Annotated in this window: 23 protein-coding genes; 7 read left to right on the top strand and 16 right to left on the bottom strand. The window is 57.8% G+C overall.

Translation table 11 applies throughout. The annotated features are described in order from the left end of the window. Positions 1-234: 234 nt before the first annotated feature. The 3 genes from dapA to ACVWVP_RS11045 all read right to left on the bottom strand — a co-directional run bounded on the left by dapA (position 235) and on the right by ACVWVP_RS11045 (position 3761). A complete protein-coding gene (gene dapA, locus ACVWVP_RS11035; protein WP_457405785.1) occupies positions 235-1098 on the bottom strand; it encodes a 4-hydroxy-tetrahydrodipicolinate synthase in 864 nt (287 codons plus the stop codon). Between the two features lie 284 nt (positions 1099-1382). Further along, the gene (locus ACVWVP_RS11040) at positions 1383-2363 is read right to left on the bottom strand and encodes an alpha/beta hydrolase (RefSeq protein WP_457405787.1); all 981 of its coding nucleotides are present in this window, start codon (positions 2361-2363) and stop codon (positions 1383-1385) included. A gap of 6 nt (positions 2364-2369) precedes the next feature. Then, a complete protein-coding gene (locus ACVWVP_RS11045) occupies positions 2370-3761 on the bottom strand; it encodes a hypothetical protein (RefSeq protein WP_457405789.1) in 1392 nt (463 codons plus the stop codon). 195 nt (positions 3762-3956) lie between these two features. On the opposite strand from ACVWVP_RS11045, the gene ACVWVP_RS11050 reads away from it, so the two are divergent. Next, positions 3957-4859: an SGNH/GDSL hydrolase family protein gene (locus ACVWVP_RS11050; protein WP_457405792.1), complete on the top strand. Its 903-nt coding sequence runs from the start codon at positions 3957-3959 to the stop codon at positions 4857-4859. On the opposite strand, the gene ACVWVP_RS11055 is transcribed toward ACVWVP_RS11050, so the two are convergent. From ACVWVP_RS11055 to ACVWVP_RS11075, 5 genes are all read right to left on the bottom strand, one after another. Beyond that, positions 4856-5338 carry a VOC family protein gene (locus ACVWVP_RS11055; protein WP_259171543.1) on the bottom strand — a complete coding sequence of 161 codons (483 nt, stop codon included), beginning with the start codon at positions 5336-5338 and terminating at the stop codon, positions 4856-4858. The two genes, ACVWVP_RS11050 and ACVWVP_RS11055, sit on opposite strands and share 4 nt — an antisense overlap. 59 nt (positions 5339-5397) lie before the next feature. Continuing rightward, positions 5398-5871 (bottom strand): hypothetical protein, encoded by a 474-nt coding sequence (locus ACVWVP_RS11060; RefSeq protein WP_176995906.1) that lies wholly within the window; start codon positions 5869-5871, stop codon positions 5398-5400. Positions 5872-5981: 110 nt separating this feature from the next. After that, on the bottom strand, positions 5982-7019 hold the full coding sequence (locus ACVWVP_RS11065) for a helix-turn-helix domain-containing protein (protein WP_457405795.1): 1038 nt from the start codon (positions 7017-7019) through the stop codon (positions 5982-5984). Between the two features lie 15 nt (positions 7020-7034). Next, on the bottom strand, positions 7035-7421 hold the full coding sequence (locus tag ACVWVP_RS11070; RefSeq protein WP_457405797.1) for an ester cyclase: 387 nt from the start codon (positions 7419-7421) through the stop codon (positions 7035-7037). 87 nt (positions 7422-7508) lie between these two features. Further along, positions 7509-8618: a tetratricopeptide repeat protein gene (locus tag ACVWVP_RS11075; protein WP_457405800.1), complete on the bottom strand. Its 1110-nt coding sequence runs from the start codon at positions 8616-8618 to the stop codon at positions 7509-7511. A gap of 155 nt (positions 8619-8773) precedes the next feature. On the opposite strand from ACVWVP_RS11075, the gene ACVWVP_RS11080 reads away from it, so the two are divergent. Then, entirely contained in the window at positions 8774-9313 is a 540-nt protein-coding gene (locus tag ACVWVP_RS11080) for an ATP-binding protein (protein WP_457405803.1), read from the top strand. Positions 9314-9371: 58 nt separating this feature from the next. Here ACVWVP_RS11080 and ACVWVP_RS11085 read toward each other — a convergent pair whose 3' ends face one another. Next, the gene (locus ACVWVP_RS11085) at positions 9372-9635 is read right to left on the bottom strand and encodes a hypothetical protein (RefSeq protein WP_457405805.1); all 264 of its coding nucleotides are present in this window, start codon (positions 9633-9635) and stop codon (positions 9372-9374) included. Between the two features lie 409 nt (positions 9636-10044). On the opposite strand from ACVWVP_RS11085, the gene ACVWVP_RS11090 reads away from it, so the two are divergent. Further along, positions 10045-10749 carry an ankyrin repeat domain-containing protein gene (locus ACVWVP_RS11090; RefSeq protein ID WP_457405808.1) on the top strand — a complete coding sequence of 235 codons (705 nt, stop codon included), beginning with the start codon at positions 10045-10047 and terminating at the stop codon, positions 10747-10749. A gap of 176 nt (positions 10750-10925) precedes the next feature. Here the strand turns inward: ACVWVP_RS11090 and ACVWVP_RS11095 are convergent, their stop codons facing one another. Beyond that, entirely contained in the window at positions 10926-11441 is a 516-nt protein-coding gene (locus ACVWVP_RS11095) for an N-acetyltransferase family protein (protein WP_457405810.1), read from the bottom strand. A gap of 265 nt (positions 11442-11706) precedes the next feature. Between ACVWVP_RS11095 and ACVWVP_RS11100 the strand changes: the two genes are divergently transcribed. The 4 genes from ACVWVP_RS11100 to ACVWVP_RS11115 all read left to right on the top strand — a co-directional run bounded on the left by ACVWVP_RS11100 (position 11707) and on the right by ACVWVP_RS11115 (position 15105). Continuing rightward, positions 11707-12690: a DUF1852 domain-containing protein gene (locus ACVWVP_RS11100; protein ID WP_457405812.1), complete on the top strand. Its 984-nt coding sequence runs from the start codon at positions 11707-11709 to the stop codon at positions 12688-12690. A 27-nt stretch (positions 12691-12717) separates the two neighbouring features. Further along, positions 12718-13752, top strand: a complete 1035-nt coding sequence (locus ACVWVP_RS11105) for a methionine synthase (protein WP_178920510.1) — start codon at positions 12718-12720, stop codon at positions 13750-13752. Positions 13753-13848: 96 nt separating this feature from the next. Continuing rightward, positions 13849-14376 (top strand): flavin reductase family protein, encoded by a 528-nt coding sequence (locus ACVWVP_RS11110; protein ID WP_457405814.1) that lies wholly within the window; start codon positions 13849-13851, stop codon positions 14374-14376. A 36-nt stretch (positions 14377-14412) separates the two neighbouring features. After that, positions 14413-15105 (top strand): alpha/beta fold hydrolase, encoded by a 693-nt coding sequence (locus ACVWVP_RS11115; protein WP_457405816.1) that lies wholly within the window; start codon positions 14413-14415, stop codon positions 15103-15105. Positions 15106-15117: 12 nt separating this feature from the next. Here ACVWVP_RS11115 and ACVWVP_RS11120 read toward each other — a convergent pair whose 3' ends face one another. The 6 genes from ACVWVP_RS11120 to ACVWVP_RS11145 all read right to left on the bottom strand — a co-directional run bounded on the left by ACVWVP_RS11120 (position 15118) and on the right by ACVWVP_RS11145 (position 18650). Beyond that, complete coding sequence (locus ACVWVP_RS11120) at positions 15118-15738, bottom strand: LysE family translocator (RefSeq protein WP_178920529.1); 621 nt, start codon at positions 15736-15738, stop codon at positions 15118-15120. 101 nt (positions 15739-15839) lie between these two features. Further along, positions 15840-16568, bottom strand: coding sequence for a hypothetical protein (locus ACVWVP_RS11125; RefSeq protein WP_457405819.1), 729 nt, complete (start codon positions 16566-16568; stop codon positions 15840-15842). 37 nt (positions 16569-16605) lie between these two features. Beyond that, on the bottom strand, positions 16606-17016 hold the full coding sequence (fos, locus tag ACVWVP_RS11130) for a fosfomycin resistance glutathione transferase (RefSeq protein ID WP_259171532.1): 411 nt from the start codon (positions 17014-17016) through the stop codon (positions 16606-16608). Positions 17017-17098: 82 nt separating this feature from the next. Continuing rightward, positions 17099-17422: a hypothetical protein gene (locus ACVWVP_RS11135; RefSeq protein ID WP_457405821.1), complete on the bottom strand. Its 324-nt coding sequence runs from the start codon at positions 17420-17422 to the stop codon at positions 17099-17101. Between the two features lie 52 nt (positions 17423-17474). Continuing rightward, positions 17475-17999 (bottom strand): hypothetical protein, encoded by a 525-nt coding sequence (locus tag ACVWVP_RS11140; RefSeq protein WP_457405823.1) that lies wholly within the window; start codon positions 17997-17999, stop codon positions 17475-17477. 63 nt (positions 18000-18062) lie between these two features. Then, positions 18063-18650: a hypothetical protein gene (locus ACVWVP_RS11145; RefSeq protein ID WP_457405825.1), complete on the bottom strand. Its 588-nt coding sequence runs from the start codon at positions 18648-18650 to the stop codon at positions 18063-18065. Positions 18651-18740 lie beyond the last annotated feature (90 nt).

Consider the following 18740-nt stretch of genomic DNA (forward strand, 5'->3'; position numbering starts at 1 on the left):
ATCCCTGTGGGAGCTGTCGAGCTTTAGCGAGGCTGCGAAGGCGGCGGGTCAGGTGACATCTCTATTAGCTGTGCCGCCGCTATCGCAGGCAAGCCAGCTCCCACAGTGGATCTTCGTCGTTGCACAAATCCCTGTGGGAGCTGTCGAGCTTCAGCGAGGCTGCGAAGGCGGCGGTTCAGGCGACATCACTGTTGACTGTGCCGCCGCCATCGCCGGCAAGCCAGCTCCTACAGGTTATGTGTTTGGGTTGAGGACCGTGTGCAACCGGGCTTTCACGGCGTCGCTGGCGGGCTGCATCGGGGCGCGTAGCTCGCAGTTGATCAACCCTTCCATGGCCAGCGCGGCCTTGACCGGTGCGGGGTTGGGCTCCATGAACATTGTGTTTATCAACGGCAACAACTGAAAAAACGTCGCCCGGGCTTCGGCCAGTTGGTTGTCCCGGACCTGCTGCCACAGCGCCACAAACTGCTCGGTGTGCACATGGGCCGAGGCGGCAATCGCGCCGCTGGCGCCCAGACACAGGGCGTTAAAGATCTGGATGTCCTCCCCGCACAGCACATCCACCTCGCCACTGGCCAACAGCGCCAGGGTGTTGCCCAGGTTGCCGCCACAATCCTTGATCGCGACGATGCGTTGATGGGCGACGATGTTCAGCAGTGTCGCCTGCTCGAAGGTCGCGCCGGTACGGTAGGGGATGTCATACAGGATGATTGGCACGCTGGACGCATCGGCCACGGTGCGAAAGAACGTTTCCAGGCCCGCCTGGGACGGGCGGATGTAGCTGGGCGCCGGCACCAGCAAACCGGCCACCGGGCGTTTGAGGATCTGTGCCTGGAACTGCAGCAGTTCAATCTGGTTGTAGCCCGCCAGGCCCATGACCACGCGGTGTGCCGGCACCAGTTGCAGCACGGCATCGAGCACGGCCAGTTGTTCCTGGCGGCTCAGCGCAGCCGCTTCGCCGGTGGTGGTGCAGACCATGATCCCGGCCACGTGTTTTTCCAGAAGGTGGCTGACCAGCCGGCGCAGGCCGATAAAGTCGATGGCACCGTCATGGAACGGCGTGACCACGGGAACCCAGATACCTTGAAACGCTGACATGCACTTTCTCCTGATGATTGACCGCTTGAGTCACCGTCAGAAGGGCAGAGGGAATTGTGCAAAGGGGAGGGAGTCCGTCGCGCTCAATGTCCTGTCAGCTCATCTGACGGGACAGCGCGCCCCGGTCACATGAGCGACTGTTTCTTCGATTTGAGGGCGTGCGCTACGCAACCTTGCGCCTTGGCAATCAAGCCAATAGCAGAAAGGTTAGCGAACGACGTAGCAGACATAAATTGTCACACCCTGAGTAAGGCCCCCATCTTCAGGGGAGCCTGGCGAATGTGTCAAGCCCGCCGCAGCTGTTCTCGCACAAATTGCGCGACCTGTGTGGCCAGCTCCAAGTCCTCCGGCGCACCCATGAAACCACCATGGGGCATCGCTTCGAACACATGCAATTGCGCAGGCACCTGGGCCTTGAGCAGGGTGCGGTGCATGCGCACGGTGTTGGACAGGAACAGGTCCCGTGTGCCGCTTTGCAGGAAGGTGGGCGGGAAGCCTTTCGTAAAGTCACCAAACAGCGGGGACAGGTACGGGTGGGTCAAATCCGCGCCATTGGCGTACAGCAGATTGGCACTCATCAATGGGTTGGGCAGCACCACATCGACGGTGCGGTTGACCTGGAAACTGTCACCCGACTCGGTCAGGTCCACCTCCGGCGACAACAGCACCAGCGCGGCCGGCAGGGGCAAGCCTTCGTCCCGGGCCCGCAGTACCATCGCTGCCGCGAGGTTGCCGCCGGCGGAGCGGCCACCCATCACGATGTGCTGCGGCGCGTGCCGGGTGAGCACATGGCGATAGGTGGCCAGGCAATCATCCAGCGCGGCCGGGTAGGGATGATCGGGTGGCATGCGATAGTCCACGCCGTAGCAGACCAGGTCGTGCAGGTCGGCCTGCCGGGCGGCGGCCAGGCGGCAGTTTTCACCGCCGCCGAACACCAGTGCACCGCCATGCAGATCGATGTAGGCAAAGTCAGCCACGCCGCTGGCCGGTGTCGCGACGTGGACGGTGGCGTCGCCCAGGGTGATCGTCGCCAGGCTGGCCCGTAGCGATGCTTCCTGGCCTGCGTTGGCGGCGGCGTAATGCTGGGCCACGGCACCTTGCAGGCGGCGCCAGCCGTCGTGGTCGTGGGATGAGGGCATGGCGTGCAGCGCGTTCAGCGGCACCCCGTCCGCACCCACCAGGCGCTTGAGCAGCGCCTGGGCCTCGGGGCTGATCGAGTGTGGGACGGGTACCGTCCGTGGGTCGATCTTGACGCCGTCATTCATGGTCACTTACTCGAAGGTGTCGATACGCGAATCGGAGTAGTAGAACGGGTTCTTGTCGGTGCTCGACTCAAAGAAGTAGGCGTAGTCGGTTAGGAAGTACCAATGGCTGACGCGCTTGTACTCGTCTTTGTCGTAGGTGCATGACAAGGCCTTGGCCGTGCCCAGCAGCTTCGGGTTGAGCTCGCTGGCTTGCAGCTCGCGTTCCACCACGCAGCGGGTGAGGTTGGGCTTGCCGTAGCTGCCGACGATATTGTTGAGGGTGGCGCGGGTGAACTGGTAAATCACGGTTTCGCCCACCGGCAGGGTTTTCCAGTTACCGGTGAAGCTCAGTTGGGTCACCGTCGAGCTTTCGGCCATGCTGCCGCCGCCGTAGCTGGATTTGGTCACCAGCTCAATCAGGTTGCGCCAGCTCACCGATTGCGACTCATAGCCCTTGCCGCGGTTGGCCACGCTCAGTTGACCGCTGGGCCCGTCCTGGCTGATGAAGTATTGGCTCGACAACTCACTGGTGGTGCCTTTGTAGGTCGAGGTGCCGACCATGTGCACGTATTTGAAACTGCGGGTGGGCTTGTCCAGGTTCAACTGGGTGATCGCCGCCAGTACCTGCGGTTGTACCGACGTGAGGGCGATGGTCACTGGGGCTTTCAATCGCGGCTTGAAGGCCGGCAACGCCGCGATTTTTTCCGGGCGGGTACAGACGTTATTGAACAGCAATTCATAGTCGGCGTTGCTGCCGGCGATCTTCTGGGGCGTGGGGAAACTGTCGACACGGCCATCGCTGACGCGGTTGTCGGCATCCATGTCGTAGCCGGCCAGTTCCTTATAGGTGCCGGCGGCGCACGACACGGCGAAGTGCTCGCGTTTTTGCGCGTAAGGCGCGTTGTAGGGCAAGTCGTTCAGCACGGACGGGTTGTCGAAGGCAGCCCAGAAACGGGTTTCGCCATTGACGTTCTTGATGCTGTTGGCGTCGATCAACACCCAGTTCTCGCGTTCGTTGGTCTGCACCAGGCGCCAGTCGGGTTTCGGCGTGTCGGCACAGGCGCGCACGAACGTCGGGTTGGTCTCCAGGGTAGCGCGCAGGTCGGCAGACAGCTTGCGTGCACCGCTGTAGCGGCCGGCGGCGGTCGGGTAGACGCGTTGGGCTCCATCGAGGTACAGCAAGTACAACTGCGGTGAGGAACACGCTGCCTCGAACTGCATGGTGCGGCGTACACCGGCCGTGGACTCCGGCATCAGCAATTCAAAGCTGAGGTTGTCGCCTTCGCGCACAATGCTGTTTTCCACCAGGGGCTGGGTCAGCGTGCTGGCGAACATACGGTCAACCGTGGATTTTTGGGTGGCACAACCGGCCAGTGTGGCAATGCCACCGAGCAACAACAGGGAAGAAATAACGCGCACAGAAGCCTCTTTGAGTCCATTCAGGGATGTAAGGATGACGGCAGGCAGCCCGTAATCTTTAGGCGGCAAGCCTAACGGCCACGGGTTTATCTGTATAGCCGGTTCGAAGCCGCAACCAGCTATGCCCGAGTCGCAATGGCGGCGGCGTGCGTTTGCCGAGCGGGTAGTCTTTGCAGACACTCTGGGAGAACCTCGATGATTCGACGCGCGTGTTTGGCAACGGCCCTGGCTTTTTGTGCATCGAGCGCCTTTGGCGCGTCGACCTACGACCACCTCTATGCTTTTGGCGACAGTTATTCGGACAACGGCGCGGGCGCTGCCTTCACGGCGCACTTGGTGCAGCAGAAGGTCAAGGACGCCCAGGCACTACCGGGCGAGTTGTATTGGCAGGGCCGCTGGAGCAATGGCCCGACAGCGGTGGAAGGCTTGGCAACGGCCTTGAAAGTACCACTGACCGACTATGCCGTCGGCGGCGCCAAGAGCGGCCATGGCAACTACTACGCCTGGATGATGCCGGCGCGTGACACCGGCGTGCTGGGACAAGTCGCCGATTACCTGAAGACTGCGCCGGACCACAAGGCCGACCCCAAGGCGCTGTATTTCATTTTCATCTCGGCCAACGACTTTTTCGAATGGGCCGACTTCACCCATCCCGAGTCGGTCGAGGCGCTGAGCGAGACCAGCCTGGCCAATATCCGCAAGGCCACCGAGCAATTGATTGCTGCCGGCGCCGGGCATGTGATGGTGGTGGGCACCACGGATCTGAGCCATGTCCCTGCGGTGGTGCAGGGCAATCAGGTCGAGCACGCGAAACGATACCAGCAGTTGCTCGAGCAAAAGCTGCCTGTAGCCCTGGCTGCGTTAGAGGCAAAGGTCACTTACTTTGATCATGTGGCGTTCAGCAATGCGCTGCGCGCCAACCCTGCAGCCAACGGCTTCAAGGACCTGGATACGCCCTGCCAGGCCACTTACCCGCAGGTGAAACCGGCCTGTGCCGACCCCGATGCGCATTACTACTGGGATGAATGGCATCCCACGCGCAAGGTGCACGCCCTGGCGGCCCAGGCGATGTTCCAAACGCTGGGCGCCAAACCCTAACGGCCGGCCACAGCCGCTTCAATCGCGGCAATGTCGATCTTGGTCATGGTCATCATCGCGTCGAAGGCACGCTTGGCGATCGCCGGGTCGGCGTGAGTGACCGCAGCGACTAATGCGCGCGGACTGATCTGCCAAGACAGGCCCCACTTGTCCTTGCACCAGCCGCAAGCGCTTGCCTGGCCGCCGTTGTCGATGATGGCATTCCACAGGCGGTCGGTCTCGGCTTGATCATCGGTGGCCACCTGGAACGAAAAAGCCTCGCTATGGGAGAACGCCGGACCGCCGTTGAGGCCCAGGCAGGGAATGCCCATCACGCTGAATTCGACGGTCAGCACGTCGCCCTGTTTGCCCGACGGAAAGTCACCGGGGGCATGGTGCACGGCGTGCACCGCGCTGTCCGGGAAGGTCTTGGCGTAGAAGGTGGCGGCGTCCAGGGCGGTGCCGTTGTACCAGAGGCACAGGGTATTTTTGTGGTTCATCGTCTGGCTCCATGGGGGATGGGTCCATGGAGTCTAGACAATGGCTGTGCCTGCGAGCGCTACATGATGGTGTAGTCCCTGACCACGCCATTGTTGAGGTGGATGTTGAGGCGGCGGTTCTGTTGTTCGGGTGCGATGTTGTCAATGGCGGTGCGCCGCGTGTCGATGGCGTTGTCGTAGGTGTTGCCGGGGATATGGTTGGACACCAGCCCGAGCAAGTGCCGCATGGAGGCGTTGGCGGTGGTGGAAGGGGAGTAGTCCCAGGTTTCGGTGCCGTCGGATGCAATCGACTGGTTCTGCGGCTCGCCGTACATCGCCTTGAGCTGTTGGGCAGTGGTCTTGCCGGAGACGATATGGGTGCGCACGTAGGTGGTGTCGAACAACGAAATATCGGGTCCTGACTTGCCCTGGATACCGGGTATGGACAGGCCGTTGAGGCTGCTGAGACCGTTGTTGCCACCGGCGCAGCCCGACAGCAAAACAGCAGCGACCAGTGGGGTGATGGCGTTACGAATAAGTGCACGACGGGCCATGATTTCCTCCGTTGATTCAGGGCTCTGAAACTGAGGCCAATCATAAAACGGCGAAAAAAACGCGGAAAAAATCTTCCTGTCCCAGCGTCTCAATTACTTGCCTGGCTGTCTCACGCGAGTGTCATTTGGCCCAGGATGGATCGCAGCGAAAAGCCATCATGCCGGTTCACCTGGCCCTGTTTGGCGTGTACGCCCGCCACGTCCCGGGCCTCTCGGGGGGAATAGCCGAAAGCCTGCTTGAACGCACGACTGAAGTGCGCATCGCTCTTGAACCCGAACTGGAACGCTAGGCCGGAGACCCGATGCCGTGTGCCGCTGTCGCTTTGGATCATCACCCGTGCCCGGTTCAACCGGCGCTTCTGGATATACGCTGCCACGCCGGTTTCCTGGCTGAACAACCGGTACAGGTGCGCCCGCGAAATGCCTAACTGCTTGCACAGGAAAGTGGGGGACAACTCGGGGCTGCGCAGGTGCTGTTCAATCAGGCGACGGGCACGGTTGAGCAGGGTGTGGTCGATCTCCTGCGCGGCCATGTGCAGGTTCGCCAGCGACGGCGCGATGGCGGCCGAGACCATGCCCAGGGTGGCCTGTTGCGCGTGGGGGATTTCCCCGGGCAGCAGCCGTGGCAAGCGATGTTGCAAGGCGCGCATGTGGTCGGCCAGCAACTCGCTCAAGCCGCCTTGCAGCACGTGCCCGTGCAGGTCTTTGTGGCCCAGGCTCGGCGCCAGCAGGTCGCGGGGGATGGTGAGGATCACCGTGTCGCCGGCGGTGATCAGGCAATCCAGTTCACGGGCCAGGTCGAGGATGTAGATCTGTGAATTGCCGGCCGTCAAAGTGGCGCGGCCTGCGGTGCCGTTGATCGAATGGGACAGGCCCAGGCACAGGTAGTAATGGTCGAGGTGGTCACGGCGGATCATCTGGGCCGAGCGCTTGACCCGGTAAGGCACCGGGGCGCCGGTGCCATCCCAGGAGCCGCAGCCCATCAGCAGCGCGCCCAGGTAACCGGTGGCCAGGCGGTAATTGAAGGCGGCGGCGTCCGGCTCGTTGATGGTGATATCGAAGATCGCGTTCACTTCCTCCCGCCACACGTCGAAGCGTTGGCGTGGCGGGTAGGGTTGGGTGGTAAAGGTGAACAGCGGGTTCTCCATGGCTGGCGCCCTCCATCAAAGCTGTTGTGCTATCGCCGCCTTATCGATGACTGACCAGACGTGCGCGAATTTCCCATCGATGACTTCGTAGAATACGTTTTCATCGAAGGTCACGGTCTTGCCGTTGATCGGCAGGTCGAAAAATTCACCCCTGGGGCTGACCTTGAAATTCAACCGACTAGCCACCGTGGGTGGGTCGGCCACCAGCAACTGAATGCGAAACTCCAGGTCGGGGATCTCGCGAAAGTCCCGTTCGAGCATGGCGCGGTAGCCGTCAAGGCCGACGGTGATGCCGTTGTAGGTCACCTGCGGGTGCACGAAGTCCCCCAGGTGCGCCCAGTCCTGGCGGTTGAGGCAATCGATGTAGCCTTGGTAAAGGGCGGCGAGTTGATCGCGGGTCATGGGGCGCTCCTCTGTGGTTTAAAAGCGTTCGTCCAGGATGGCGAGCAACGTCAGTTCTACATGGAGGTAAGCCTGCGATCTGTCTGCTTATTGTTCGCCGGATATTTCACCAGACAATTGCCCAAGTCCCTCGGGCGTTGAATAGAGGGTTTCCAGCGCCGCAACTTGCTCAAATTGTTGCGGCGACAAGCTCTTTTCCTCGTGTTCCAGTTGACTGCGCATGTCTTCTTCCTGGCTCGGCGGACGCTGTTTCAGCGCAACGCGCAGGAGCGCGCACGCCTTGACCTTGCTGCGCTGAAAACCGCGGCCGGTGTCCATATTCATCGCGAGGGTCGCGGTTGAGAAGGCGTGGCCTTGTGCGGCCGCTTTCAAAAACCAACGGTTTGCCAGCGGATAGTCGACCGGCAATTTACCGCTGTCGCTATAGAGTCTGCCGAGGATGTACTGTGCATTGGCCCGGCCCTGCTCGGCAGAGCGCGTGAACCACTGCACGGCGGCGAGTGCATCAACAGGCATGCCGGTTCCGTCGAGGCTGGAGGTTCCGAGCATTTCGTAGGCGTCGGTGTTGCCAGCGTTGGCTGCCAGCGTGAGTAGACTCACGTACTGCTGAAGGTCGACCGGCGTACCCCGTCCCAATAAATAAAGGCTTGCCAGCAGCAAATGAGCGTCGACGATACCGGCGGCACTCGCCTTGCTCGCCCAGAAAAAAGCGCGCTGGTCGTTGGTCTTTACACCCCTACCTGACGCATACAGTTTTGCGAGATGGTATTGGGCCTTGGCATGGCCTTGTTTGGCGGCTTTGCGAAACCACTTTGCGGCTTGAGCCGGATCAGCCGGTGTGTCCAGGCCATTCAGATTGGCAAATCCCAGGTAAAACTCGGCGCTCGGGAATCCCTGCTGGGCGGATTTGGTCATCCACTCAAAGCCCTTGGCGTTATCAGCCGGCACACCTTTGCCCTCAAAGAAAAAGATACCGGTCTTGTACTCGGCGAGCGCCTCGCCATTTTCGGCTGCGCGCAAGTACCAGGTTGCCGCTTTGACCGGGTCTTTAGGAAATATCACGCCTTCGTCATAGAAGCCGCCGATCAACAGAGTGAGGCTGTGCGGGTTACGCCATAGGGTGATAGAGAAGGTGATGACCAGGTAGGCCAGCAGGCCAAGAACCAGAACCCCGAGGGCAGTTGAGTAGCGGCGCACAGTCGAATCCGTTCGTGAGGTGGAGGGGCAGTGTAACGAGGTTGGCGCACGATGGCATGGGCGATGGCGAACACAAACGGTCATTGTTGGCCTGTAAGGTGTGCGGCCGAGTTTTCTTGTAGCATCCAACGCCGTTTTACATTCATGGAGAGCACATGCGGATCTACATCACCGGCGCTTCCTGCTCGGGCGTGACGACGCTGGGGCGCGCCCTCGCAACGTTGCTCGGCTTGCGACAAGTCGATGTCGATGACTTTTACTGGATGCCCACGGACCCGCCGTACACCACCAAGCGTGCGCCTGAAGATCGCGTGAGCTTGATTCAGCAAACATGCGGGGACGATGACTGGGTACTGACGGGCTCGTGCAACGTGTGGGGTGATGTGTTGATCGCCGAGGCCGACCTGATCGTATTTGTGGACACACCAACGCCGGTGCGCCTCAAGCGGCTGGCAGCACGTGAGCAGGCACGTTTTGGTGATCGCATTGCTCCCGGTGGCGACATGCACGAGATACACGTAGCCTTTCGCGAATGGGCTTCGCAGTATGACGATCCCCACTTTTCCGGGCGCAATAGAGCGCGGCACGAAGCGTGGATTACGGAGCAGACGGTGCCTGTTCTGCGGATTGACGGGGAGGGCGCTGTTGAAGGAATGGCGGCGCAAGTGGTGGATGCTGTGGAGTCGTATAACTAGCAATCGGTTTAATCACGCTAGACGTGAAGCATGGGATGCTACGAACTACCGCTGTTAGCTATTTACCCAGGTTTTGATTCATCAAATTGTCCAGTACCGGTAACTCATTGGCTGCCTGCCATTCGTGTAAATGCTTGCATCCTTCCTCATTATCGTCTGCAAGGTTGCTGCGGGAGTCGTATACCGTGAACCAGTGCTGTCGTAGAGAGGGGTATTTTACAAAATCTTCCCGGGTAGGGGGTTGGTGAGTGGACAGGCGCAGCGCTGACAACACTAAAAGGGCAGACGCGCCGAGACCCATGGAATACTTTTTATACTTCATATCAACTTTCCGTCAATGAACTAACGAACACTGTTAAATGTTTAGGGCGCTGGGCGACTATAGAGGATAAATGGATCAGTAAAAGATCCACTTTTGACGCATTTCGTAGAACCATTGGTTTGCGATGTGTGCTAACCCCAAGCCTCAGTCACGTTGAAGGAAATCATGTGACAGCCCTATCCAAAGCGAGGCGCGGCGTTCATATCTCCTACGGCCAAGAATCGGCAGTCGGCGTCGGTTCTACCAATCGAAGCGCCTAGGCCAGGGACACTTTTTATATAGTCGCAGTGTTGAAGCATTAGGCTCGTACTGCCTGAAACACCCGACTGATCAACTCAGGGTGACTGACTTGCTGTTTCTTGGAACTCGCGCTACAACCCAAGGCACGGAAAGCACTTTGGAGACAAGGATGAGTTATCAACGCGATCAGCTTATCGGCGACGTCACCCGGCACGGTACCCTGGAAGACATTCTTCCGATTCTGGGCCCTGACTATGACTTTGCAGAAGACGTAGACCGTATCGTCATCAGGGCGGCCCATTACGGGAACGAGGTGTTGGTTCGTCAAGCACTGGACCTCGGGGCGAATGCTGCAACAGGCGATGAGCATGGTTTCCCCCTGATCAGCGCATGCGGCTGCGGACGGCTTTCATTGGTCAAGCTGCTGTTGGAACGTGGCGCGCAGGTCAACGCTATCGGCCGGTACGGTGACACCGCCATACAATCGGCAGCCCGTAATGGCCAGATCAATGAATTGAAACTGCTGATCCAGGCCGGAGCCACCCTCGATGATGCGATGTATGCCGCCGTGGACCATCTGCGGATTCCGATGGTGAAGTTCTTGATTGAACTGGGGGCGCCCTTGGATAAGCCTGGAGACTTAGCGCTTACCCCGTTGTTGGTTGCGTGCTCCCGGGGGAAAAAGAAGGGCAGTGAAATAGCATTGTTGTTGCTTCGTGCTGGCGCCGATGCGACCTACGTGCGGGAGGAGGATGGCATGTCGGCGACAAAGTTCGCGCTGTGGGGCCAGTGTACGCAGGAGGTATTTACAGCGCTGCACCTCAACGGCGCGCCAGGCGTGGAAGACGGATTTCCGATCATCCGACTCGTATAACTGTAGTGAGCAGACTTGCCCTGCGCCGGGCGCGCCGCAATCCAAAATTGAGCGGTGCCAATCTGCCTGAAGAATCGCGGTATCTGTGTTGGCTGGCGCGAGCAAGCTCGCTCACTACAAGGAGGATCCTCCTGCGAAACCGGGTGTCTATGTGTCGGAGCGCGAACAAGGCCAGTTTACGTGGGCAAGAGCAACCCATACCTCACTTCCGCAAGGCTAACACCGCCCCTTATCAGATTGCGCTCGCTGCCAGGTTCCTCGACGCATCCTACGTTGCGATAGAACTGAATCGCCCGTTCATTCAGCGCCAACACCCACAGCGTCACTCGCGTAAAACCTTGCTGCCGTAAATGCTGCACGCCGACGTTCCATAGCGCCCGCCCGACACCCGTTTGCCAGTACCCGGCCAAGACATAGATGGCCATGACTTCACCCGTATTGACCTCGGCGTCATCATCGCGGCTGTCTCCCACAGATACCCAGCCAACCACCTGCTGGTCCCGCTCCGCCACCCAAACGCCGGATTCGCCCGATTCAATCGAGCGAACCCAGAGCGATTCACGCCGAGCCAGGGTGGTATCCAGCGCGCTCAAGTAGTCGGCCGGCATCAGGTCACGGTAGGCCTCTTGCCAGCTGCGGATATGCACCTGGGCAATGGCGTTTGCATCAGAGACTAGTGCCTTGCGAATCATTGAAATGCTCCTTGCCTGGCTGCTGTGAGTCCGTGCTGTTGCCCTTCAAGCATGGGCGCAAATCATGACAGTTGAAGGTTTGAGCGCAATCGTACACACCATGAGGAGCGCTAAAGATTCAGTGAAATCAATTCATTATCTATCAAGCAAAGGCTCGACCTAAAATAGCCTTAATGATTGAGACTATTAATATTGCTGAGCAAGACCAGAAGCTATCAGTCGATAAGTTCAGGTGTTGTTTCGGGTGTACGGGTGTGAAATTAAAATGAGTACAGACTTTACATTTGCTATCAAGCGCATTCAATTTGACGAACATTATCACCCCTCCGAAAACACGCGCATTACCACCAATTTCGCCAACTTGGCGCGCGGGAAGAGCCGCCAGGAAAACCTGCGCAACACCTTGCGGATGATTGATAACCGCTTCAATGCCCTGGCGCATTGGGATAACCCAAAAGGCGATCGTTATTCGGTTGAACTCGAAATCATCTCCGTCGAAATGGACGTCAATACCGACAGCACCGGTAAACCCATTCCGCTGATTGAACTATTGAAAACCAATATTATCGATCGCAAAACGGACGAGCGTATTGAAGGGATTGTAGGAAACAACTTCTCCTCCTATGTGCGCGATTATGACTTCAGCGTGCTGTTGCTGGGGCATAACAAGGACCGCGCAGGCTTCAGCACCCCCGACAATTTCGGCGACCTGCACGCCAAGCTGTTCAAGCATTTCGTGAACTCAAGCGCCTACAAGGCCAACTTCAACAAGCTGCCGGTGATCTGCCTGAGTGTTTCCAGCAGCAAGACCTACCACCGGACAGAAAACCAGCACCCTGTGCTGGGGGGGGAATACCAGCAGGACGAATACTCGCTGACAGACGAGTACTTCCAGAAAATGGGCTTGAAGGTTCGCTATTTCATGCCGCCCAACAGTGTTGCGCCGCTGGCGTTCTATTTCTCGGGTGACTTGCTGGGGGATTACACGAACCTCGAACTGATCAGCACCATCAGCACAATGGACACCTTCCAGAAGATTTACCGTCCTGAGATCTACAACGCGAATTCGGCCGCCGGTAAATCCTACCAGCCCAGTTTAAGTCACCAGGATTACTCGCTGACACTGATTGTCTATGACCGAGAAGAACGCAGTCGCCTGGCCATCGAGCAGGGGAAGTTTGTTGAAGAGAACTTCATCAAACCTTACCAGGCTTTGCTTGAACACTGGTCCGCTCATTGCGCGCTTTGATTAATTAAACGTACAAGGTTGTTCATGATGAAAAAGTTGTTACCCACTTCAACCGCTGGCAGCTTGCCTAAACCGTCCTGGCTGGCAGAACCTGAAAAACTCTGGTCGCCTTGGAAGTTGCAAGATGATGAGTTGGTTGAAGGCAAACAAGACGCCCTGCGTTTGGCGCTGCAAGAGCAACAGCAGGCGGGCATTGATATCGTCAGTGACGGCGAGCAAACACGCCAGCACTTTGTGACGACGTTTATTGAACACCTCAGTGGCGTGGATTTCGAGAAGCGCGAGGTCGTCAGGATTCGTGATCGTTACGACGCGAGCGTTCCGACCGTGGTGGGCGCCGTTGCGCGTCAAAAGCCGGTGTTTGTTGACGATGCCAAGTTCTTGCGCCAGCAAACAGACCAGCCGATCAAATGGGCACTGCCTGGCCCGATGACCATGATCGATACGCTGTACGACAACCACTACAAGAGCCGTGAAAAACTGGCGTGGGAATTTGCCAAGATCCTCAACCAGGAAGCCCTGGAGCTGGAAGCGGCCGGTGTCGACATCATCCAGTTTGATGAGCCCGCGTTTAACGTGTTCTTTGATGAGGTAAACGACTGGGGCGTTGCCACGTTGGAGCGTGCAATCGAAGGCCTTAAATGCGAAACCGCCGTGCATATCTGCTACGGCTACGGCATCAAGGCCAACACCGATTGGAAAAAGACCCTGGGCTCGGAATGGCGCCAATATGAAGAGGCGTTCCCCAAGCTGCAAAAATCCAGCATTGATATCATTTCGCTCGAATGCCACAACTCCCATGTGCCCATGGAGTTGATTGAGCTGATTCGCGGCAAGAAAGTGATGGTCGGCGCGATTGACGTGGCCAACCATGCCATCGAAACACCCGAGGAAGTTGCCAATACCTTGCGCAAAGCCTTGCAGTTTGTGGATGCCGACAAACTTTACCCGTGCACGAACTGCGGCATGGCGCCTCTGCCTCGTCATGTGGCAAGAGGCAAGCTGAACGCCCTGAGCGCCGGTGCAGACATCGTTCGCAGAGAGCTGTTGAACAGAGGCTGAGCGAACGCCGGAGGAGGGCGGTGGAGTTAACCCTCGCCGGCCTTCTTCCGTGCTCACTTTGCCCTTTCGAACGCCACCGACTATTCAAGGCTTTCTATGTCACGTCTCCCTACCGCTATCGAGCCACTGCACTTTCGCGAAGCGCTTGGGCACTACGCCTCCGGTATCACGGTGATTACCTCCCACCTTGATGACGAGCCGATAGGCTTTACCTGCCAGTCGTTCTACAGCGTGTCCATGAGCCCGCCGCTGGTGTCATTCAGCGTCATGTCCAGTTCGGCGAGCTATCCCAGGATCCGCCAGGCCGGTCGTTTCGCAGTCAACATCCTGTCAGGCGAACAGGTGGGTATTTCCAATCAGTTCGCTCGGCGAGGCACGGACAAATGGCACAACGTGGACTGGCATACGTCGCCGTTGGGCAACCCGATCATTGCCGGCAGCCTGCACTGGCTGGATTGTGAAATTCACGCCGAGCACGCGGCGGGTGATCACCTGATCGTGATTGGTGAAGTTAAAGCGTTGAACCTTCAAAAGCCTGGAGCGCAGCCGTTGCTGTATTTCAAAGGTCAGTATCGGAATATCGCTGCCAATGTTGGGGGTTTGTCGACAGTCGATCGGGCATAATCGCTGGCTGCCTGCCCACTGGGAATCCTGCACCCCATGCAACCGCTCGAATTCACCGTCCCCTTCGAAAACCACACGCTGCACGCTGATACCCTGACAGGCGAACGCAACCCTCATCTGTTTTGCTTTCACGGCGGCGGTGCGCGCTGCCGCTCGGTATTCGCCGACGTGCGACACACTCTGCATGGACAGGGCATTGGCTCCACGGCCCTGGACTGCATCGGTCATGGGCAAACTGGTGGTGTGTTCGCCGACTCTTCCCTTCACCGGCGCGAGCAGCAGGCGCTATCCGTGATTCGGCACAGCGGGGTGCGGCCCAGCGCCTTGATCGGCATCAGCATGGGGGCCTATAACGCGGTGCGGTTGAGTGAAACCCTGGAAGCCCAGACGTTGGTTCTGGTGGTGCCGGGCATCTACACCCCAGAGGCTTACAAGGTGCCGTTTGGCCCTTTGTTTTCGGCGATCATCCGCCAGCACCGCAGCTGGGCCGATAGCGATGCGTGGGATATTCTCAGCCGATTCAAGGGCCGGCTGCTGGTGATCGCCGGGGAGCAGGACGACGTCATTCCGCTGGAAATCCCCGAGCGGCTGTTGGATGCAGCGACCCACGCCCAAGACAAGGCGTTGCTGGTCATTCCCGACGCGGGCCATAACGGGCTGATGCCGCTCATTCAGCAACAGCCGCAATGGCTCGCAGCAATCACCACGCGTGTGGCATCAAGCGCTTGAGTGCCTTCGGGTTCAAGCCCGGCGTGCCATCAGCAGCACCGTCGCCGCCGCCGACAACAGCCCCGCGCAGCAACGGTTGAAAATCCGCTTGCCACGGGGCTCGGCAAACCAGCGACGCATGTGCAGGCCCATGTAGGCGTAGGCACTGATGGCAATCCATTCCAGTGCCAGGAACATCGCACCCAACAGGGCGAATTGCGGTGTGATCGGTTGGCCCGGCACCACGAACTGGGGAAGGAACGCGGTGAAGATCAGGATGGCCTTCGGGTTGCCCGCCGCCACCAGAAACTCCTGACGCGCCAACGCCCACAATCCCACCTTGGCCGTAGCCGATTCCGCCTCTGCCTGGGGATTGGCCCGCCACAACTGGAAGGCCAGGTAAAACAGATACGCCGCCCCCAGAATCTTGATCCCGTAGAACAACAGCTCCGAGGTTTGCAGCACCACCGCCAAACCCGCAGAAGCCAGCGCGATCATCCCGGCGAAGGCCAGCAGGCGCCCGATTCCCGCCAGGCACGAAGTGCGGTAGCCGTAGCGGGTGGAGTTGCTCACCGACAACAGGTTGTTCGGGCCGGGCGCCATGTTCAGGGCGAAGCAGGCGGGGAGGAAAAGGGAGAGGGTGGCGAGGTCCATGGCGGCTCCGTGTTCGCGGGGGACGGGGAGCGTTGAGGATAAGGGGAGTGGGGCGGATGGACAATGCGCGTTGGAACACCAACGCGCTCAGCCGTGGAGATTCAGTTTGGGGATGCCTCATCTTTAGTTGCCGGGGTTATCTGTTTGACCAGCCAAAGGCCAAGGTCAGATATGGAGTACGTCACAGGCGCTTTCGTGGGGGAGAATTGAATATCTATTTCTGGTGAGTTGTTGCTGATGAACGAGTCGTTCAGAAGCCCTTTGGCAATAAGATCTGATACGCAAGACTCAATCAACATAGGGTCCAGATCGCTGGGCAGCAGGTCTTCAATTGAACGCGTGGCGAGTGAGAGCTTCCTGCCCACAGAAAACATACCGTTGCCAGTTCCTGCGCCGTGAAGTTTTTGTGCTTCTGAAAGCACCAGGAAATGAATATCTTCCAGATCACGTACGAGGCGAAGGGTTTGAGAGGTCGCATCCCAGTGACTTGTTTTCTGGTTCCAGAGATTGCCCAGGATGGATGCAAAAACTCGGATTTTCTCTTCACTCAGTGATTCATTGATAGCGTTGAGAGAGATGCGCAGTGCAGGGATGAGGTCTGGCGAATCCGAAGGTGTGGAAAGTGGCACGCGTTTTTCAAGCTCGGCAATGAGCTGGCGGAGTTGTCGCAGCTCAAAGTCCATTGCCTTTTTAGACAGGTAGCGGTCAACAAACCCAAGACCGCTTGAATTCAGAATGACGCACAATGGCGTCCATAGCGGGTGATCGTTCTCATAGATGTAGCCAATTTTTTCAATTAGCGTTGCATTGTCGAGTTTGGACAGGTCCATTCCTTTTCCCTTAGTCGACGCATCAAAATCGATACAGTCAGTCAAAAAATTCCATACCTGCATACGGCTGGCGTCGGCATTGCTCAAGCCTTGAAGCCAAGCTGCCTACGTGCAGTTCCAGGCGATGCCCATCGGGGTCCAAAAAATAGAACGAGTTGCCCTCGCTCGAATTGGATTTCCACTCAATCACGTTACGAAGCCGCAAGTCAGCGGTGACTGCTTCAAAATCATCTTGCCCCACTGAAAACGCATAGTGGGTGTAATCAGGTGGCTTTTGCGCCGCACGGCTCTCGTCTAACGATAGGCAAAGCCATAGATCACCAAGGGACAGATAAGCCCCCGTGTCCCAGCGCGCAGCCAGCCTGAAACCGGGTAAAGCCACATAAAACTCGATACTGCGAGGGAGGTTCACAACGGCCAACGTAAGATGATTCAAGCCAGTTAACATAAACTTCTATCCAGAGCCAGTCCGCTAGAACGGTTGAGGGTATCAATATCGAGGGGCCTAACGTGCTTAAAGTGCGCTGAGTTCAACTTGCAGGTAGCTCATCCCACAAGTTGAACGTGTGCAGCTTCGCAGTACCATCAAGTGCCCCGAAGACGAGTTCCACCCTGGTCGTTGGCTTTTGTAGAAAAGCCAACCCTTGAATATGCGCAAGGATAAAGGCGAATAGCGCCTTGGCATCGGCACCTTGAAAGACTGCCTCGCAGTCGCCGCCGTCGATTGCCATGTCGTCGCTATCAAATCGGCCGACGCCACTGCTGGCGAGCTGGGGCTGCAGGTTCTCGATAAATGTGCACCAAGGGCTGATGTCCCTGATGGTGTGGGTGAAATACAGGATTAGATATTGCATTGGGCGCCTCCTGTGTCACTGAGGGGGCCCAATATCAAACCGTCACAATGTTTCATTGAATAGAGGTCACGAAGCAGGAATCAACGCCGACAGGGGGGGGCGGGAGAGCTTTGACCAGCATGACGGCGTTGTCACCACAGTTGAGAAAAACCAGGAAGTCCCCGGATTCAAACTGGACTTTAAATCCGACTAGCCTGGGTGCCTTCCCGCAAAATGAGTCGAGTATTCCCTCTACCTCACTGATCATCTCGCCTTCGAGGCAAGGTATCGATAGCGTTGCCAGGAGGTCTTCTCTTTTCCAGGCACAGGTCACATCAGGCTCTATCTCAAAAGCAGCGGGTGTGTCGGTGGGATATAAGTCAGCGCCTACACGTTCACCGTCACTCAAGAGGTACATGGATAGTATTTCTTGCTCGCCGAAACGCCACTCAATAGGGTCAATATCTCCTAAGGTTTTTTCATCGGCAAAATAATACTGGTCATACACGAGCCCACTGAGTCGCTTACCTTTCAGCAAACGTGCGTTGTGCAGGTCCTGCGCGGTTCTCGTGAAGGAAAAGGTGTGGCGCAAAGCCATTATTGTCTCCAGGGCTGCAGTCAGCAAAAGAGCGGCCTAAGCCGCTCCTATGTTATTTGATGATCAGTTTCGCTTGTAACCACTGGTGCGCATCAACTTCCCTGATGAGTCAAACAAAAAACCGACGGTGATATTGTTTTCAACTTCGTAAAGGTAAACGTATCGACCGTCCGGGTTGTGGTTTTCATCAACGGGTGCTCCCAGGCAGCCTTTAATTTGCTCAGACGTTGCCTCGCCTGCCTTATAGTCGCCAATCTTTTTAGGGCAGTTTGCAGAGGCGGCAGCACTGGGTTGTCGCATCTTTTCAATCATAAAGTTCGCGCTACCCAAGCCGGTTTCGCTGAACGTCATCAAAAACGGTGTGCGAGTGCCCTTGGAGTCAACAATCCACATTTCTTGCCATGCTTGAGCACCGGGGGTGCCCTCAGGCTGCCGAACGACGGATTTCACTATTTTTGTTTCCGAGGTAAACGCAGCTTTACCCAGTATGTTTTGCAGGCCAGCTGTTGCATCAGAGACCAGTTTTTCATTCGCCAGTGTGCCCTTACTGGCAACGTTTGGCTTGATGGCTGAGGCCGGCTCCAACTGCGCTGAGGTTTGGCAGCCGGACAATATGAAGGCAAAAACGATGGCGGCGAGCGTTACACGCATTTAATCACTCCCTGACTAAGATGGGCTTACCAGATGGCCTGGTAGCCTTGGCGATAATATCTATAGGCCATTACTGCGTCTAATGCCTGC

This window comes from Pseudomonas sp. TE24901 (genome assembly GCF_054058375.1).

Excerpts from the sequence above, each read along its gene's own strand:
- ACVWVP_RS11100 (WP_457405812.1), top strand. The coding sequence starts at position 11,707 with ATGAGTACAGACTTTACATTTGCTATCAAGCGCATTCAATTTGACGAA.
- ACVWVP_RS11080 (WP_457405803.1), top strand. The coding sequence starts at position 8,774 with ATGCGGATCTACATCACCGGCGCTTCCTGCTCGGGCGTGACGACGCTG.
- ACVWVP_RS11115 (WP_457405816.1), top strand. The coding sequence starts at position 14,413 with ATGCAACCGCTCGAATTCACCGTCCCCTTCGAAAACCACACGCTGCAC.
- ACVWVP_RS11105 (WP_178920510.1), top strand. The coding sequence starts at position 12,718 with ATGAAAAAGTTGTTACCCACTTCAACCGCTGGCAGCTTGCCTAAACCG.
- ACVWVP_RS11090 (WP_457405808.1), top strand. The coding sequence starts at position 10,045 with ATGAGTTATCAACGCGATCAGCTTATCGGCGACGTCACCCGGCACGGT.
- dapA (WP_457405785.1), bottom strand. The coding sequence starts at position 1,098 with ATGTCAGCGTTTCAAGGTATCTGGGTTCCCGTGGTCACGCCGTTCCAT.
- fos (WP_259171532.1), bottom strand. The coding sequence starts at position 17,016 with ATGTTAACTGGCTTGAATCATCTTACGTTGGCCGTTGTGAACCTCCCT.
- ACVWVP_RS11040 (WP_457405787.1), bottom strand. The coding sequence starts at position 2,363 with ATGAATGACGGCGTCAAGATCGACCCACGGACGGTACCCGTCCCACAC.
- ACVWVP_RS11085 (WP_457405805.1), bottom strand. The coding sequence starts at position 9,635 with ATGAAGTATAAAAAGTATTCCATGGGTCTCGGCGCGTCTGCCCTTTTA.
- ACVWVP_RS11070 (WP_457405797.1), bottom strand. The coding sequence starts at position 7,421 with ATGACCCGCGATCAACTCGCCGCCCTTTACCAAGGCTACATCGATTGC.
- ACVWVP_RS11055 (WP_259171543.1), bottom strand. The coding sequence starts at position 5,338 with ATGAACCACAAAAATACCCTGTGCCTCTGGTACAACGGCACCGCCCTG.
- ACVWVP_RS11135 (WP_457405821.1), bottom strand. The coding sequence starts at position 17,422 with ATGCAATATCTAATCCTGTATTTCACCCACACCATCAGGGACATCAGC.
- ACVWVP_RS11065 (WP_457405795.1), bottom strand. The coding sequence starts at position 7,019 with ATGGAGAACCCGCTGTTCACCTTTACCACCCAACCCTACCCGCCACGC.
- ACVWVP_RS11095 (WP_457405810.1), bottom strand. The coding sequence starts at position 11,441 with ATGATTCGCAAGGCACTAGTCTCTGATGCAAACGCCATTGCCCAGGTG.
- ACVWVP_RS11140 (WP_457405823.1), bottom strand. The coding sequence starts at position 17,999 with ATGGCTTTGCGCCACACCTTTTCCTTCACGAGAACCGCGCAGGACCTG.
- ACVWVP_RS11110 (WP_457405814.1), top strand. The coding sequence starts at position 13,849 with ATGTCACGTCTCCCTACCGCTATCGAGCCACTGCACTTTCGCGAAGCG.
- ACVWVP_RS11060 (WP_176995906.1), bottom strand. The coding sequence starts at position 5,871 with ATGGCCCGTCGTGCACTTATTCGTAACGCCATCACCCCACTGGTCGCT.
- ACVWVP_RS11050 (WP_457405792.1), top strand. The coding sequence starts at position 3,957 with ATGATTCGACGCGCGTGTTTGGCAACGGCCCTGGCTTTTTGTGCATCG.
- ACVWVP_RS11120 (WP_178920529.1), bottom strand. The coding sequence starts at position 15,738 with ATGGACCTCGCCACCCTCTCCCTTTTCCTCCCCGCCTGCTTCGCCCTG.
- ACVWVP_RS11125 (WP_457405819.1), bottom strand. The coding sequence starts at position 16,568 with ATGGACCTGTCCAAACTCGACAATGCAACGCTAATTGAAAAAATTGGC.
- ACVWVP_RS11145 (WP_457405825.1), bottom strand. The coding sequence starts at position 18,650 with ATGCGTGTAACGCTCGCCGCCATCGTTTTTGCCTTCATATTGTCCGGC.